Here is a 12,536-nt window from a genome sequence, read left to right as displayed (position 1 = left end):
TCGCTGCACCGCCACCCCGACGGGTGGGAGCGTTTCAGCAGATCACCGCGTGGGAGGGGTGTCAACACCCAACCGCCTCAGTGCGACCAGGTCGCTCGCTGCCGGGCGACGTGGGCGATCGCCGCGATGCGCGCCGGGTCGAGCCGCACGGGCATCGCCCGGAACACCGCCTGCACGTCCTGGCGGGTGATCACGAACGCGTCGTGCTGCGGCTGCACCGTGCGCACGTCGAGCTGGCCCTGCACCACGACGACACCGCGGACCGTGATGGCCGCGCACGCCGCCGCGAGCAGCGCGCCCTGCACGCGCGTGGCCTCGAGCCGCGCGTCGCGCAGGTAGGACATGGACCGCCCGTCGACCTCGAGGGTCCGGCCCTCGACGACGACCCGCTGTCCGGGGTGCCGGCGCTCGGCGATGGTGAAGATGCCCGCCGGACCGATGAGCAGGTGCTCGACCAGGCTGCCCTGCCGGCCGAGCGGCACGTCGTGCACCACCTGCCAGCCCTCGTCGCCGAGTCGCTCGAGCCGGGTGCGCACGGAGCTGCCGCGCTCGGAGCKGATGGTCGCGAGGTCGATGGCGTCCCAGTCGGTCCCGCCGAGCCACGCCTGGAGCGCAGCCTCGTCCTTCGGGGCCAGGGAACCGGAGGCCTGCGTCGGCAGCGTCATGGCCAGCTCGGCCACGTCGGCCCGCAGGTACGCCTGCGCCGCGCGGCGCAGCCCGCTCTCGAAGTGGGGGTCGTCGACGACGACCTCGCCCGACTGCAGGTCGACCGAGCCGACGCGGGCGCCGGTCTCCTGCGTGACATAGAGACGGTCGGCGCCGTAGCGCCTCCACCGTCGCACCGTCAGGACATCTTCCACGTCTGCATTATCGGCACCGGGGCGACGCGACTTCAGCCCCGTCGACCATCCGGACGTCACCCCGCCCGGGGTGTCGAGCCCGGCGCGCCGGACGACACCCCGAACGAGCGGGCGCTCAGGCGGACGGCTCGAACGTCAGGCTCACCGAGTTCATGCAGAACCGGTCACCGGTCGGCGTCTGCGGGGCGTCGTCGAACACGTGACCCAGGTGCGAACCGCACCTGGCGCAGCGCACCTCGGTGCGAACCATCCCCAGGGTGCGGTCGCTGATGAGCTCGACCCGGTCGCCGGCCAGCGGGGAGAAGAAGCTGGGCCAGCCGCAGTGCGAGTCGAACTTCGTGTCGGAGCGGAACAGCTCGTTGCCGCACGCCCGACAGCGGTAGACCCCCTCGCGCTTCTCGTCCAGCAGCTCCCCGGTCCACGCGCGCTCGGTCCCGGCGCGGCGCAGCACGGCGAACTCTCGGGGCTCCAGCTCCAGGGCCCACTGCTCGTCGGTCTTGGTCACCTCGTACGTCATCGGATCCTCCAGAAGAAGTTGGCGTCCCCTGCAACCGCGCGGCGCGTCGGGACGTTCCCGACGCGCCGGGACAATCCTCTGACCTGGGGTGTCGCTGTTGAACGCCTGTACCGCATACTCTCGCCCTCAGCGCGGAGCCCTCCTGACCCGCGCTCACCCAGCTCGTGAGGTCCCCCGTGCCAAGAGCAACCCGCCGCCGCTGGCCGCTGACCCGCTCGTTCGCGGTCATCAGCAGCACGGCCATGGTCGTGCTCGGGTGCGCCCTCGTCTGGGTCACGTGGAGCGTCATGGGGCAGCAGTCGATCAACGACGGGACGGCGACGGCCGAGACCGTCGTGACGTACGCGGCCGCGGCGGTGCCGACCGAGTCGTTCGTCGGGGTGGACGTGCTGTCTGAGTCGCAGTCCCTCGCCGTGGCGACGGCGACGGCAGGCTTCGAGGAGCGGCTCGTCGAGCTGCGGCTCTGGGCGCCCGACGGCTCCCTGATCTACAGCTCCGAGCCGAATACAACGACCGGCTTCCCCGACGGTGCCCGGCTGGACCTGGTGACCAAGACCTCGCACGGGTCCGACGCGCAGGTGATCACCGATGTGCGCGGAACGGACCTCGGCGGTGAAGGCGGGACGGAGCGTCGCGTGCTGGACGTCTATGTGCCGGTGCTGGCCGGCCAGACGGCCGATCCCGACCCCACGCGCGACGCCGACACCGTCATCGGCGCCGCCGAGGTCATGCTCGACCACACCGCCGCCAGCGCCGCCCTCTCCGACGCGGTGCGCACGGTGTCGCTGGTGGTGGCCCTCGGGCTGCTCGCGCTCTGGCTCGTGCTCTTCCGGACCGTCTTCACGGCGTCCCGACGGCTGCACGCCACGGCGCTGGAGAACGCGCGGCTCGCGCTCCTCGACTCGCTCACGGGCCTGCCCAACCGCCGCATGCTGGCCGAGCGGATGCGCCGGACGATCCTCGAGGCGAACGAGACCGGCTCGCGCGTCGGCCTCATGCTGCTCGACATCGACCGGTTCAAGGACATCAACGACTCGCTCGGCCACGACCGCGGCGACGAGCTGCTGGAGCAGGTCGCGGAACGGCTGCGAGGCGCGCTGCGGGACGACGACATCGTCGCGCGGCTCGGCGGTGACGAGTTCGCCATCCTGCTGCCCGACGTGCGCTCCGTGGCCAACGCCGAGCACCTGGCCCGGCGGGTGCGGGGACTGTTCGTGCCGCCGTTCATGCTGGGCGAGCTGCCGCTGCACGTCGACACGTCGGTCGGCGTGGCGTGCCTGCCCGACCATGCGACCGACCCGTCGTCCCTCATGCGGACCGCGGACGTCGCGATGTACGCCGCCAAGCACCACCGCACCGGCGTGTCCGTGTACTCGGCCGACGAGGACGACTCGTCGCCCGCCCGCCTGGTGCTGCTGGGCGACCTGCACCGCGCGCTGACCCCGGGTCCGGACGGCGAGCGCGAGCTCCGGATGCACTACCAGCCGAAGATCGAGCTGGCGACGGGACGGACCGTCGGGCTCGAGGCCCTGATGCGGTGGGTGCACCCGACGCGTGGGGTCCTGCCGCCCACCACCTTCATCCCGTTGGCCGAGCAGTCCGGCCTCATCCACGACGTCACGCGGTACGCCCTCACGGAGTGCGTGACGCAGCTGGCCGCCTGGCGCGCCGATGGCCGCGCGACCCCGGTGGCGGTCAACCTCTCGGCTCACGACGTGACGACGCCCGCCGTGGTCGAGCTCATCGAGGCGCTCCTCGAGGAGCATGCCGTGCCGCCCGACCTGCTCGAGGTCGAGATCACGGAGACGGCCCTGGTGGCCGACCCTTCCCGGGTGGTGCCTGTGCTCGAGCGGCTCGGCGCGCTGGGCGTCCGGGTGGCCATCGACGACTTCGGGATCGGCAACACGTCCATCTCCCAGCTGCGGGACCTGCCCGTGGACGAGCTGAAGATCGACCGGCTGTTCGTGTCCGACCTCGGTGCGGATGGTCGGGAGGGCTCCGAGGTCGTCGTGCAGGCGATGGTCGACCTGGCCCACTCGTTCGACCTGCGGGTCGTCGCCGAGGGCGTCGAGGACGAGGCCACGGCCGTGATCCTGCGCCGGCTCGGCGTCGACCAGGCGCAGGGGTTCCTGTACTCGCAGGCTGTGCCGGCCGGCGACCTCCCGCTGACGCGGTCGGTCCCGCGACCGCGCCGCGAACGCGCCAGCAGTGGCGGTGTGGCAGTCGCCGCGCCGCGGCCGACGACGCGACGTGCTCGGACCCCGCGGGCACCCGGCGCAGACTCCACGAACGGGTGAGTATCGTGCCTACACCTCAAGTCGGGCCTCCGGGGTGCCGATGAATGCTTTTTCGGCTCCCGCCGCCCCTAGGAGGGTTCTCAGATGATGGACGACCTGCTGCAGGAGATGATCGACCCCGCTCCGGTGCACCGTGACGCCCCACGTCGTCGTCGCCTCTGGACCACGGTGGCGATCGTCGGGCTCGCCGCGGTCGGCGCCACCACGCTGACGACGTCGGCCCTCTTCACCGACAACGACAGCGCGAACGCGTCGATCGAGACCGGCACCGTGGACCTCGCCATCGGCAAGGACGTGAACTTCGCCTTCACGCCGCAGAACCTCGCGCCCGGCTCCTCCACGTACGTCCCTGTGAACGTGAAGAGCAACGGATCCCTCGCACTCCGGTACGCGGTCTACTACCAGGCGTCCGTTGTCCCGAACGGAACGCCGGACCCGACACTCGACCCGGCGCCGATCAAGGGTGACCTGCGCAAGACGCTCCAGCTGAGCGTCTTCGACAACATCCCCAGCGCGCAGTGCACCGAGGACGCGTTCCCCGCCGGCGCCACCCCGCTCCCCAGTGCCAACGGGGTGTCGAACTGGCCCGACACGTTCACCAAGCTGGTGGGAGACAAAGCGACGGGCAAGGACGATGGCGACCGGCGCCTGCTGTCCGGCGGTCAGGAGTGGCTCTGCTTCAAGGTCTATTTCCCGATCGGCGCCACCAACGAGTTCCAGGACACCGCCGTGAAGCTGGACCTTGCCTTCAATGCCGAGCAGACGGTCAATAACGGAGACTGATGGTCTTCTGGTCGGACGGGCAACGAGATGCCCCCGCCGTCGACCGTCGCGCGCCGCGCGTGCTCGGTCGGCGGCGTTCTCGCGCCCCGAAGCCCACCTGGCGCCGACTCCTCGGGGTGGCGCTCTGGACGATCATCATCGTGTGCGGCGGCGCGTATGCGACCTCGCTCGCCGTGCCGCTCTGGTTCCAGGTGCACCACCAGCGCTTGCTCATCGTGACGTCGGGGTCCATGGCACCAAAGTTCGACGCTGGTGACGTCGTCGTGCTGCGCGCGATCTCCGACGAGTCGGACCTGAAGGTCGGGCAGATCATCTCGTTCTGGCCGACGGGGTCCACGGAACTGGTCACGCACCGCATCGTCGAGCTCCGCAAGCTGCCCGACCTCGAGCAGGACAAGACGACGGGCAACATGGTGCCCAAGCTCGACGCGGCTGGAAACCCGAAAACGAAGTACTACGTCGTCACCAAGGGCGACGCCAACAAGGACCCCGACGCCAACGCGACACCGGTGGGCCAGATCCGAGGCGTCCAGCTCGCCGTTCACCGCGGATGGGGCTGGGTGCTGCAGTGGGCGGGTTCACCGCAGGGTCGGGCCGTCATGCTCGTCCCGCCGCTGGTCGCACTCGCTACGCTCGAGCTGCTCGCAATCGGTGACAGCCGGCGCGGCAGCCGGAGCCGCCCCGCCGACAGCAGCGCGGACAGGAGGGTCGATGAGCTCCTCCTCGACTGACCTCCCCGACCCCGTCCCTGGACCGACCGGTCGGACGTTCCTCACCGTCGACCGCGCGGGGCTCGTACGCCTGGCCGTCGCCGCGGCCCTCGCCGTGTGCGCGCTCCTGAGCCCGCTGGTCGGCACGACCTCGGCCCAGTTCACGGACTCCGCAGAGATGTCGATCACCTTCTCCGTGGAACCGAGCCCGAGCCAGGCCCCGACCCCGTAAGGACCGGAGCCTGGCTCGACGTCGAGCGCTCAGGACCGCACGCCTCGCGCCGCGAGCAGCACGGCGTCGGGGTCGTAGACCATCGACACGGTCTCCAGGCGGCGCGCTACCTCGGGCGTGAACACCCGCTCGGCCCACTGCGGCCCGGCGGAGTCCGTGAAGTTGGGCAGGCCACCGTCGCGCGYCCACGGCGCCATGCCGTCGTGCACCCGCGCGGTGTCCCGGGTGACCACCTGCGCGATCTCCGGGATGAGCACGCCGATGGTGAACAGCGAGAACGCCGCGTCTCGGTGGGCGAAGGCGCTGGGCACCCCACGGTCGTCGCGGACCTTCCCGCCCAGCTGCCGCACCTCGACCATGGCCTGCGCGGACTGCGCGTCCGGGCCCACCAGCTCCAGCAGCCGGTCGGCGGCGTGGAGGTCGAAGTCGTCCAGCAGGCTGTGCTGCTCGTGCAGGGGCATGGGGTCGACCGGGTCCGAGTGCACGGCTCCGAGCGCCGCGTACGGCATGACCTGCACGGTGTCGATGAGGGGTGTCCCCAGGCAGCGGATCGCCCGGATCATCTCCTCGCCGACGGCCGGGTCCCCGGTCCAGGCGAACCGCACGGAGACGGAGGTCCTGCCGCGCAGCGGCTCGGGGAACATCGGCATGTCGGGCAGCCGCATGATCGCGATCGACGTGGTGCCCTCGTCGGGCAGCAGCTCGCACCACTGGCTCCACGTGCGGACGACGGCGGCGGTGTCGGTGTCGGCGAACCACAGCGCGCCGGCATACAGGGTGGCCTGCTCGACGAGATCGATCTCGACCGCGGTGACGATGCCGAGCGTGCCCTTACCGCCGCGCAGGCCCCAGAACAGGTCGGGGTGGCTGGTCGCCGTGACCCGGCGGATCGCGCCGTCCCCGGTGACCACCTCGAACGCGCGGACCGTGTCCGACGCGAGCCCGTGCGTGCGGGCTACCGGGCCGAGCCCGCCGCCCGTGAGGTAGCCGACGACGCCGACGTCCGGCGACGAGCCCGCCAGGCCCGCGAGCCCGTACGGCGCGCACGCCTCGAGGACGGCGCCCCACCTCACGCCCGCACCGATGCGCGCCCAGCGCTCGTCGGCGTGGACCGTGAGCTCGTCGAGGGCGGCGGTGCTCACCAGGATCGCGTCCTGCATGGTCTCGGTGGCGCCGTGGCCGGTGCCCTGCACCGCGACGCGCAGCCCGGCGGTGGCGGCGAGGCGGAGCGTGCGGCTGATGTCCTCGGCGCCACGCGCGGCGACGACGGCCGCCGGGCGGATCGCCTTGATGAGATTGCTGGTGCCCGTGCGGGCCGCGTACGCCTCGGTCCCGGGCAGGTGCACCGGGATGCCGGAGTCGGCGAGCGCCTGGACGGCTGCTGCGGCGGCGGGACGGTAGTCCGCACCGATCTGCGAGCTGAGGATGGTCATGGTCGTGCCCTTTCCTGTCCGCGCCGTCGTTCGGCGCACGGGCAGAAAGGGACGCGTACGGGCCGCCTGATACATCCGAGTTGTCCGAAGTTGTGGAAGCGCGGCGTCGCAGGGGAATAGGTCCGGGGGGTGCCCTGTTGAGCGGCAAGTACATGCAAACGCATGAACCTCTAGCGAGTGAGGCGTGAGATGCAGTTCGGGATCTTCACCGTCGGCGACGTCACCACCGATCCGACCACCGGCCGGACGCCGGACGACACGGAGCGGGTGCGCAACATGCTCACCATCGCCCAGCACGCGGACGCCGCGGGTCTGGACGTCTTCGCGACGGGCGAGCACCACAACCCGCCGTTCGTGCCCTCGTCACCCACCACGATGCTCGGCTACCTCGCGGGCACGACGAAGAACATCATCCTGTCGACCGCGACCACGCTGATCACGACCAACGACCCGGTGCGCCTGGCCGAGGAGTACGCGATGCTCCAGGTCATCTCGGACGGACGCATGGACCTCATGATGGGCCGCGGCAACACCGGTCCCGTGTACCCGTGGTTCGGCCAGGACATCCGCCAGGGCATCCCGCTGGCCATCGAGAACTACGCGCTGCTGCGCCGCCTCTGGGAGGAGGAGGTCGTGGACTGGGAGGGCAAGTTCCGCACGCCGCTGCAGGGCTTCACCTCGACCCCGCGCCCGCTGGACGGCGTCCCGCCGTTCGTATGGCACGGCTCGATCCGGAGCCCCGAGATCGCCGAGCAGGCCGCCTACTACGGTGACGGCTTCCTGCACAACGCGATCTTCTGGCCGCTCGAGCACGCCGCGCAGATGGTCAACTTCTACCGTCAGCGCTACGAGCACTACGGGCACGGCCAGGYCGACCAGGCGATCGTCGGGCTCGGCGGGCAGGTGTTCATGAACAAGAACTCGCAGGACGCCGTCAAGGAGTTCCGGCCCTACTTCGACAACGCGCCCGTCTACGGGCACGGTCCGTCGATGGAGGACTTCATGCGCGACACCCCGCTGACCGTGGGCAGCCCGCAGCAGGTCATCGACCGCTACGGCAAGTTCCGCGACCAGGTCGGGCACTACCAGCGCCAGATGTTCCTGATGGACCACGCCGGCCTGCCGCTCAAGACGGTGCTCGAGCAGATCGACATCCTCGCGACCGAGGTCGTCCCGGTGCTGCGTGCCGAGGCCGAGGCCGCGCGTCCCGCGCACGTGCCGGCGAACCCGCCGACCCACGCCGAGCGGGTGGCGAAGGCCGTGGCCGCGGGTACCGTGCGTGAGCAGACCGTCGGCGCGACCGACGACTACACCGGCCTCCGGGCCGAGGACTCGCTGTCCTCATGACCTCGTCTTCGTCTTCACTGTTCGGGAAAGGGACCACGATGAGCGACCGCTCGATCGTCGTCATCTCGGCCGGGCTGTCCCAGCCCTCGTCCACGCGTCTGCTGGCCGACCGCCTCGCCGACGCGACCGTCACTGAGCTCGCCGCGCGCGGCATCACGGCGCACGTCGAGACGGTGGAGCTGCGCGACGTCGCCCACGAGGTGGTCAACATGACCCTCACGGGCTTCGCCTCCGGCCCCCTCACGGAGGTCATCGAGAAGGTCACGGCCGCGGACGGCGTCATCGCCGTCACGCCCATCTTCTCGGCGTCCTACTCCGGGCTGTTCAAGTCGTTCGTCGACATCCTCGACAAGGACGCCCTCGTCGGGCGGCCCGTGCTCGTCGGGGCGACGGGCGGCACCGGGCGGCACTCGCTGGCGCTCGAGTACGCGCTGCGGCCGCTGTTCGCCTACCTGCGGGCCGACGTCGCCGGTACGGCCGTGTTCGCCGCCACCGACGACTGGGCCGACGGCGGCGGCGACGACGTCAACCCGCTGCCGAACCGGATCCGCCGCGCGGGCCGCGAGCTGGCCGAGATGGTGGCCGACCGGGAGCCCTCCGCGCCCGTCGGGCTCTACGACGCCGTGCCGTCGTTCGACCAGCTGCTGGGCGGCGCCTGAGCTCTCACGACGAAGGGGCCCGACTCGCGTCGGGCCCCTTCGTCGTGCATGGCGACGGCGGTGAGCGGAGGGGGAGAGGCTCACCGCCTGCCGGGCTGCGTTACTGCGGGCTGAGCGTGAACGCCGAGCCGGTGGCGGCCGGCTCCACGTCGAGACGCTGGTCGGCCAGCGTGCGCGACGCCTCGGGGTCGACGTAGACGCGGGTCGACCCGTCGGTCACCACGTCGTCGCCCGGGAGGGGCTCAGGGACGAGCGCGAGCTCGAAGCCGCCGGCCTCCTGCTGGGCGATCCGGAGGCCGCCCGTGTCGTCGGGCAGTCCGGCCTTCGTCGTGAGCGTGTGGACGGCGGTGCGGGCGCTGTCAGTCAGGGTGAGCACAGTGGCTCTCCTTCCGTTGCCGGGGGCGCCACCCGTTGCGGGGCGGCTCGTCGGACACCTCTACGGTCACCACGGCCGCCCGAGCCGCGCAACTCGGCGTCCGCTGGGCGAGACTCTCGGCGTCCAGAGTGTCTAGAGGTCGCCACGGGCGTCCCGACGCCCCTAGGCTCCGCGCTCGCCGCGGCGCTAGCGTCGACTTCCATGCCGATCCCTCTGTGGGTCACGCGCGTCAACCGCCGCGTGACCAACCCGATCCTCGGCGTGCTCTCCGACTGGCTCCCGCCCCTCGCGACGCTGCACCACACCGGCCGGCGCAGCGGTCGGCGGTTCCGCACGCCGGTGTTCGCGTTCCCGACACCGCGCGGGGTCGTCATCGCGCTGACGTACGGCCCGCACGTGCAGTGGCTGCCGAACGTGTCGGTGGTGGGCGCCGATGCGCGGATGGTCCGGCGCGGGAACGTCCTTGCCCTGAGCCACCCCGTCCGGCTGCACGGCGAGGCCGGCGCGCGCCTGGTGCCTGGCGTGATCCGCGTGGCGCTCGCCGGCCTGCGCGTGAACGAGTTCGTCGAGCTCGCCGCCCATCCCGTCCGCCCGGTGTCACCGGTCCGTCGGTCGTCAGAACCCCAGGAGGCGTAGCTGTGACGCGAGACGGATATCCCGCGACGACCGTTGAGGAGTACCTCGACGCGGTCCCGACGGCACAGGGCGCCGCGCTCCGCGCCGTGCGCGACCACTTCCTCGCCGTCGTCCCCGACGCGGAGCAGGTGATCTCCTACCAGGTGCCGACGATCAAGTACCGCGGCGCTGGTCTGGTGGCGCTCTCCGTCGCGAAGGCGCACTGCAGCGTGCACCTGATGAGCCCGCCCCTGGCGCGCGCCCTGGCCGGGACCCTCACCGAGGGGCGCCTGTCGGGTGCGACGCTGCAGTTCGACGCCGCCACGCCGCTCTCCGCGGAGACGGTCCGGCTCGTCGCGACCCGACGCATGGCGGAGGTCGACGCCCGGTTGGACGGCTGACCCTCAGCGGCCCGACGGCGAGAAGTGCTGGTAGTCGATCGGCGAGTCCCACGCGCCGCCCCACTGCCAGCCGACCCGCGCGAAAGCACGCACCACCTCGTCGCCGGCATGGATAACGCCCGGGGCGTCCGGGCGGTCGGCGAACTCCCGACCCGCGTCCGGCGCGACCGATCTGCCGTTGACGTAGGGGGTCTCCACCGGGTTGAGGTCGATCGCCCGGCCGTATGCGTGCTCCGACMATCTCGTGCCACCCGTGATCGCCCGGCAGTTGAACGCCGACGTGTTGTCCGCGGCCATCGAGTCGTCGTCGCTCGCCGCGAAGTCGTCGACCAGCCGCAGCGAGCGGACCGGGTAGCCCGCGTCGAACAGCGCGTGAAACACCGTCACGACGTCCTGCGCCGCGTCCGCGTGGACCACCAGCTCGCCCTGAGCGTCGGCGCCGTCGAAGGTGCGGTGCGTGACCGTGACGTAGCGGAGGTCCTCCAGCGGCACCGGGCAGCCGGGGCGCCACGACGCGCTCATCCGGTCAGCCAGCTCGGGACTGATCGTGCTGATCGCCGAGGTGAACGCCGGCGCCACCGCGACCACGGGCGGCTCGTCGACGTCGGGCACGAGGGGTGCGGTGACTGCGGTGGGCTCACTTGTCGGCGAGACGCTCATCTTCGGGGCGCGGCTCGGCGTCGACGACGCGCAGCCCGCCAGGGTCGCGACGACGAGAACGATCCCCATCACCGCTGCCCGCCCCATGCCGCCACTATCCCGCGTTCACACCACCCCGCGTCGGTTGCCGGAGATTCCCGACGACACCGTCGTGCCGGCCCACAGCTCCGGGTTGATGCACCCCTCCGCGCAGTGCATGCCGCACGCGGGGCACACCCAGAGCGTGTGGTGCCGGTCGACCGTGCACCCGCACGTGACGAACCGCTCCGACGGTCGGCCCGGCCCGCTCGTGGTCCACCGGTGGCCCGCCGGGCAGCCCTGCGGCGGCACCCGCACCCAGCCGCGTGGCGTGCGCTGCCACTTCGACCAGTCGATGTCGCGGATCATCGAACAAGTGTACGAGCGATGTTCGGGCGTGCGCGCTCTGACGCGTCGCGTTTGTGCTGGTCAGGGATGAATGTCAGTGGTCGGTCGTACAGTTGTTCTATGTCCGGATCGGATCGTTCGTGCGACAGGAGGTGGTCACGGTGACGGCGGTGCTCGAACGTCTCGAGGTCGACGCCACGGCCGCGCACGCCGTCGCGGGAGCCGTCCGCAACCCGGCCTCGCCCGCTGCCCCGGGGAACCCGTCCGAGGCGTCGCCCGACTCCTCCGCCCTGGGCGAGCGTGCCGGGTCGCCCGCGCCGACACCCGACCCCCCATCCCCGCCGGCGCCTGCTGACGCTCGCGCGACGAGCACTTCCGCGACGGCGGACTCCTGCGATCCTTCCGCGACTGCCGGCTCGTCAGCTGCTTCCACCTCGCCGGGCACGCACGGGACACCGGCGTTGGTGTGGGCGGACTCGGGGCATGGCGGGCGCCCAGGTGTCACGCCCGTGCCAGGTCCGGACGCGAAGGTGATCGATCTAGCGGCGGTGGAGCACTTCCCGCTGCCCGGCGTCGACGTCGCGGAGCTGGTGGCGATGCTGACCGCGGTGCCGGTCGCTGACATGTCCGGCGCGGCCCTGGTCAACGCGGTAGCCGCCACCCAGCAGGCGATCACCATGCTGCAAGCCCTGCAGGGGTCGTTCGCCTGCGAGCTGGGGGCGCGCACGCCCGATGCGTTGCGGCATGTGCCCGATGAGCTGGCCTGCGCCTTGGTATGCACGAAACGGGCCGCGGAGCTCGTGTTCCTGCGCGCCTGGGGCGCCGCCCAGCACCCGGCCCTCGGTGACGCGTGGGCAGCCGGCGCCCTGGAGGCACGCAAGGTCGACGTGATCCTGGACGAGGTCTCCAAGGCAGGCGCGGACGTACCCACCAGCGACGTCACCGCGGTGGTCGACGACGCGATCCAGTCCGCGGGCGAGATGACGGTCCCGCAGCTGACCCGGCACGTGCGCGCCGCGCTGATCGCGCTGAACCCGGGAGTCGCGGAGAAACGACGAGTCGCCGAACGCGACCGGCGCGGGGTCGAGCTGGTGCTCGCCCCGGACGCGATGGCCAGGCTGATCGCCTACCTACCCGCCACCGAGGCGACCGCGGCATTCACCGCGATCGACGCCCTGGCCGGGCACGCCGCCCTCGACGGAGACACCCGGACGGTCGATCAACGCCGCGCGGACGCGTTCAGCGACGTGTTCACCTCGATCTTGGACCGGCAGAGCACC

General features: G+C 71.6%; 15 protein-coding genes. 9 read left to right on the top strand and 6 right to left on the bottom strand.

Annotation, left to right across the window (positions count from 1 at the left end):
• Nucleotides 1-77 precede the first annotated feature (77 nt).
• Nucleotides 78-860 carry an NERD domain-containing protein gene (locus AC1DYZ_RS13190; RefSeq protein WP_477065644.1) on the bottom strand — a complete coding sequence of 261 codons (783 nt, stop codon included), beginning with the start codon at nucleotides 858-860 and terminating at the stop codon, nucleotides 78-80.
• Nucleotides 861-975: 115 nt separating this feature from the next.
• Nucleotides 976-1,377: a peptide-methionine (R)-S-oxide reductase MsrB gene (msrB, locus tag AC1DYZ_RS13185; protein WP_477065643.1), complete on the bottom strand. Its 402-nt coding sequence runs from the start codon at nucleotides 1,375-1,377 to the stop codon at nucleotides 976-978.
• 176 nt (nucleotides 1,378-1,553) lie between these two features.
• Here msrB and AC1DYZ_RS13180 point away from each other — a divergent pair, with 176 nt between their 5' ends.
• From AC1DYZ_RS13180 to AC1DYZ_RS13165, 4 genes are all read left to right on the top strand, one after another.
• The gene (locus tag AC1DYZ_RS13180; protein ID WP_477065642.1) at nucleotides 1,554-3,674 is read left to right on the top strand and encodes a putative bifunctional diguanylate cyclase/phosphodiesterase; all 2,121 of its coding nucleotides are present in this window, start codon (nucleotides 1,554-1,556) and stop codon (nucleotides 3,672-3,674) included.
• A gap of 84 nt (nucleotides 3,675-3,758) precedes the next feature.
• Nucleotides 3,759-4,457 (top strand): hypothetical protein, encoded by a 699-nt coding sequence (locus AC1DYZ_RS13175; protein ID WP_477065641.1) that lies wholly within the window; start codon nucleotides 3,759-3,761, stop codon nucleotides 4,455-4,457.
• Entirely contained in the window at nucleotides 4,457-5,188 is a 732-nt protein-coding gene (locus tag AC1DYZ_RS13170; protein ID WP_477065640.1) for a signal peptidase I, read from the top strand. Before AC1DYZ_RS13175 ends, AC1DYZ_RS13170 begins: the two co-directional genes overlap by 1 nt.
• Nucleotides 5,169-5,399, top strand: coding sequence for a hypothetical protein (locus AC1DYZ_RS13165; protein WP_477065639.1), 231 nt, complete (start codon nucleotides 5,169-5,171; stop codon nucleotides 5,397-5,399). The genes AC1DYZ_RS13170 and AC1DYZ_RS13165 overlap by 20 nt, the downstream gene beginning before the upstream one ends.
• A 29-nt stretch (nucleotides 5,400-5,428) precedes the next feature.
• Here AC1DYZ_RS13165 and AC1DYZ_RS13160 read toward each other — a convergent pair whose 3' ends face one another.
• On the bottom strand, nucleotides 5,429-6,832 hold the full coding sequence (locus AC1DYZ_RS13160; protein ID WP_477065638.1) for an FAD-binding oxidoreductase: 1,404 nt from the start codon (nucleotides 6,830-6,832) through the stop codon (nucleotides 5,429-5,431).
• Between the two features lie 189 nt (nucleotides 6,833-7,021).
• Between AC1DYZ_RS13160 and AC1DYZ_RS13155 the strand changes: the two genes are divergently transcribed.
• Nucleotides 7,022-8,179: an LLM class flavin-dependent oxidoreductase gene (locus tag AC1DYZ_RS13155; protein WP_477065746.1), complete on the top strand. Its 1,158-nt coding sequence runs from the start codon at nucleotides 7,022-7,024 to the stop codon at nucleotides 8,177-8,179.
• Nucleotides 8,180-8,217: 38 nt separating this feature from the next.
• Complete coding sequence (locus AC1DYZ_RS13150) at nucleotides 8,218-8,838, top strand: FMN reductase (RefSeq protein WP_477065637.1); 621 nt, start codon at nucleotides 8,218-8,220, stop codon at nucleotides 8,836-8,838.
• Between the two features lie 100 nt (nucleotides 8,839-8,938).
• On the opposite strand, the gene AC1DYZ_RS13145 is transcribed toward AC1DYZ_RS13150, so the two are convergent.
• On the bottom strand, nucleotides 8,939-9,214 hold the full coding sequence (locus AC1DYZ_RS13145) for an iron-sulfur cluster assembly accessory protein (RefSeq protein WP_477065636.1): 276 nt from the start codon (nucleotides 9,212-9,214) through the stop codon (nucleotides 8,939-8,941).
• A gap of 201 nt (nucleotides 9,215-9,415) precedes the next feature.
• Here AC1DYZ_RS13145 and AC1DYZ_RS13140 point away from each other — a divergent pair, with 201 nt between their 5' ends.
• Complete coding sequence (locus AC1DYZ_RS13140; RefSeq protein ID WP_477065635.1) at nucleotides 9,416-9,850, top strand: PNPOx family protein; 435 nt, start codon at nucleotides 9,416-9,418, stop codon at nucleotides 9,848-9,850.
• Between the two features lie 2 nt (nucleotides 9,851-9,852).
• Nucleotides 9,853-10,230, top strand: coding sequence for an iron chaperone (locus AC1DYZ_RS13135; RefSeq protein WP_477065634.1), 378 nt, complete (start codon nucleotides 9,853-9,855; stop codon nucleotides 10,228-10,230).
• Between the two features lie 3 nt (nucleotides 10,231-10,233).
• Here AC1DYZ_RS13135 and AC1DYZ_RS13130 read toward each other — a convergent pair whose 3' ends face one another.
• Both AC1DYZ_RS13130 and AC1DYZ_RS13125 read right to left on the bottom strand, forming a co-directional pair.
• On the bottom strand, nucleotides 10,234-10,977 hold the full coding sequence (locus tag AC1DYZ_RS13130) for a M15 family metallopeptidase (protein ID WP_477065633.1): 744 nt from the start codon (nucleotides 10,975-10,977) through the stop codon (nucleotides 10,234-10,236).
• Between the two features lie 18 nt (nucleotides 10,978-10,995).
• Nucleotides 10,996-11,277, bottom strand: a complete 282-nt coding sequence (locus tag AC1DYZ_RS13125) for a hypothetical protein (protein WP_477065632.1) — start codon at nucleotides 11,275-11,277, stop codon at nucleotides 10,996-10,998.
• Nucleotides 11,278-11,765: 488 nt separating this feature from the next.
• Between AC1DYZ_RS13125 and AC1DYZ_RS13120 the strand changes: the two genes are divergently transcribed.
• Nucleotides 11,766-12,536, top strand: a 771-nt coding sequence (locus AC1DYZ_RS13120) for a DUF222 domain-containing protein (RefSeq protein WP_477065631.1), incomplete at its 3' end; no start/stop codon positions are given.

This window comes from Cellulomonas sp. P1_C4 (assembly GCF_056406355.1).
The sequence above is the reverse complement of the archived record's forward strand: the minus strand, read 5'-3'. Positions and strand labels throughout refer to the sequence as shown.

What these genes read in the sequence shown, in the direction of transcription:
- msrB (WP_477065643.1), bottom strand. Translation starts at nt 1,377, where the DNA reads ATGACGTACGAGGTGACCAAGACCGACGAGCAGTGGGCCCTGGAGCTG.
- AC1DYZ_RS13175 (WP_477065641.1), top strand. Translation starts at nt 3,759, where the DNA reads ATGATGGACGACCTGCTGCAGGAGATGATCGACCCCGCTCCGGTGCAC.
- AC1DYZ_RS13170 (WP_477065640.1), top strand. Translation starts at nt 4,457, where the DNA reads ATGGTCTTCTGGTCGGACGGGCAACGAGATGCCCCCGCCGTCGACCGT.
- AC1DYZ_RS13165 (WP_477065639.1), top strand. Translation starts at nt 5,169, where the DNA reads ATGAGCTCCTCCTCGACTGACCTCCCCGACCCCGTCCCTGGACCGACC.
- AC1DYZ_RS13150 (WP_477065637.1), top strand. Translation starts at nt 8,218, where the DNA reads ATGAGCGACCGCTCGATCGTCGTCATCTCGGCCGGGCTGTCCCAGCCC.
- AC1DYZ_RS13140 (WP_477065635.1), top strand. Translation starts at nt 9,416, where the DNA reads ATGCCGATCCCTCTGTGGGTCACGCGCGTCAACCGCCGCGTGACCAAC.
- AC1DYZ_RS13125 (WP_477065632.1), bottom strand. Translation starts at nt 11,277, where the DNA reads ATGATCCGCGACATCGACTGGTCGAAGTGGCAGCGCACGCCACGCGGC.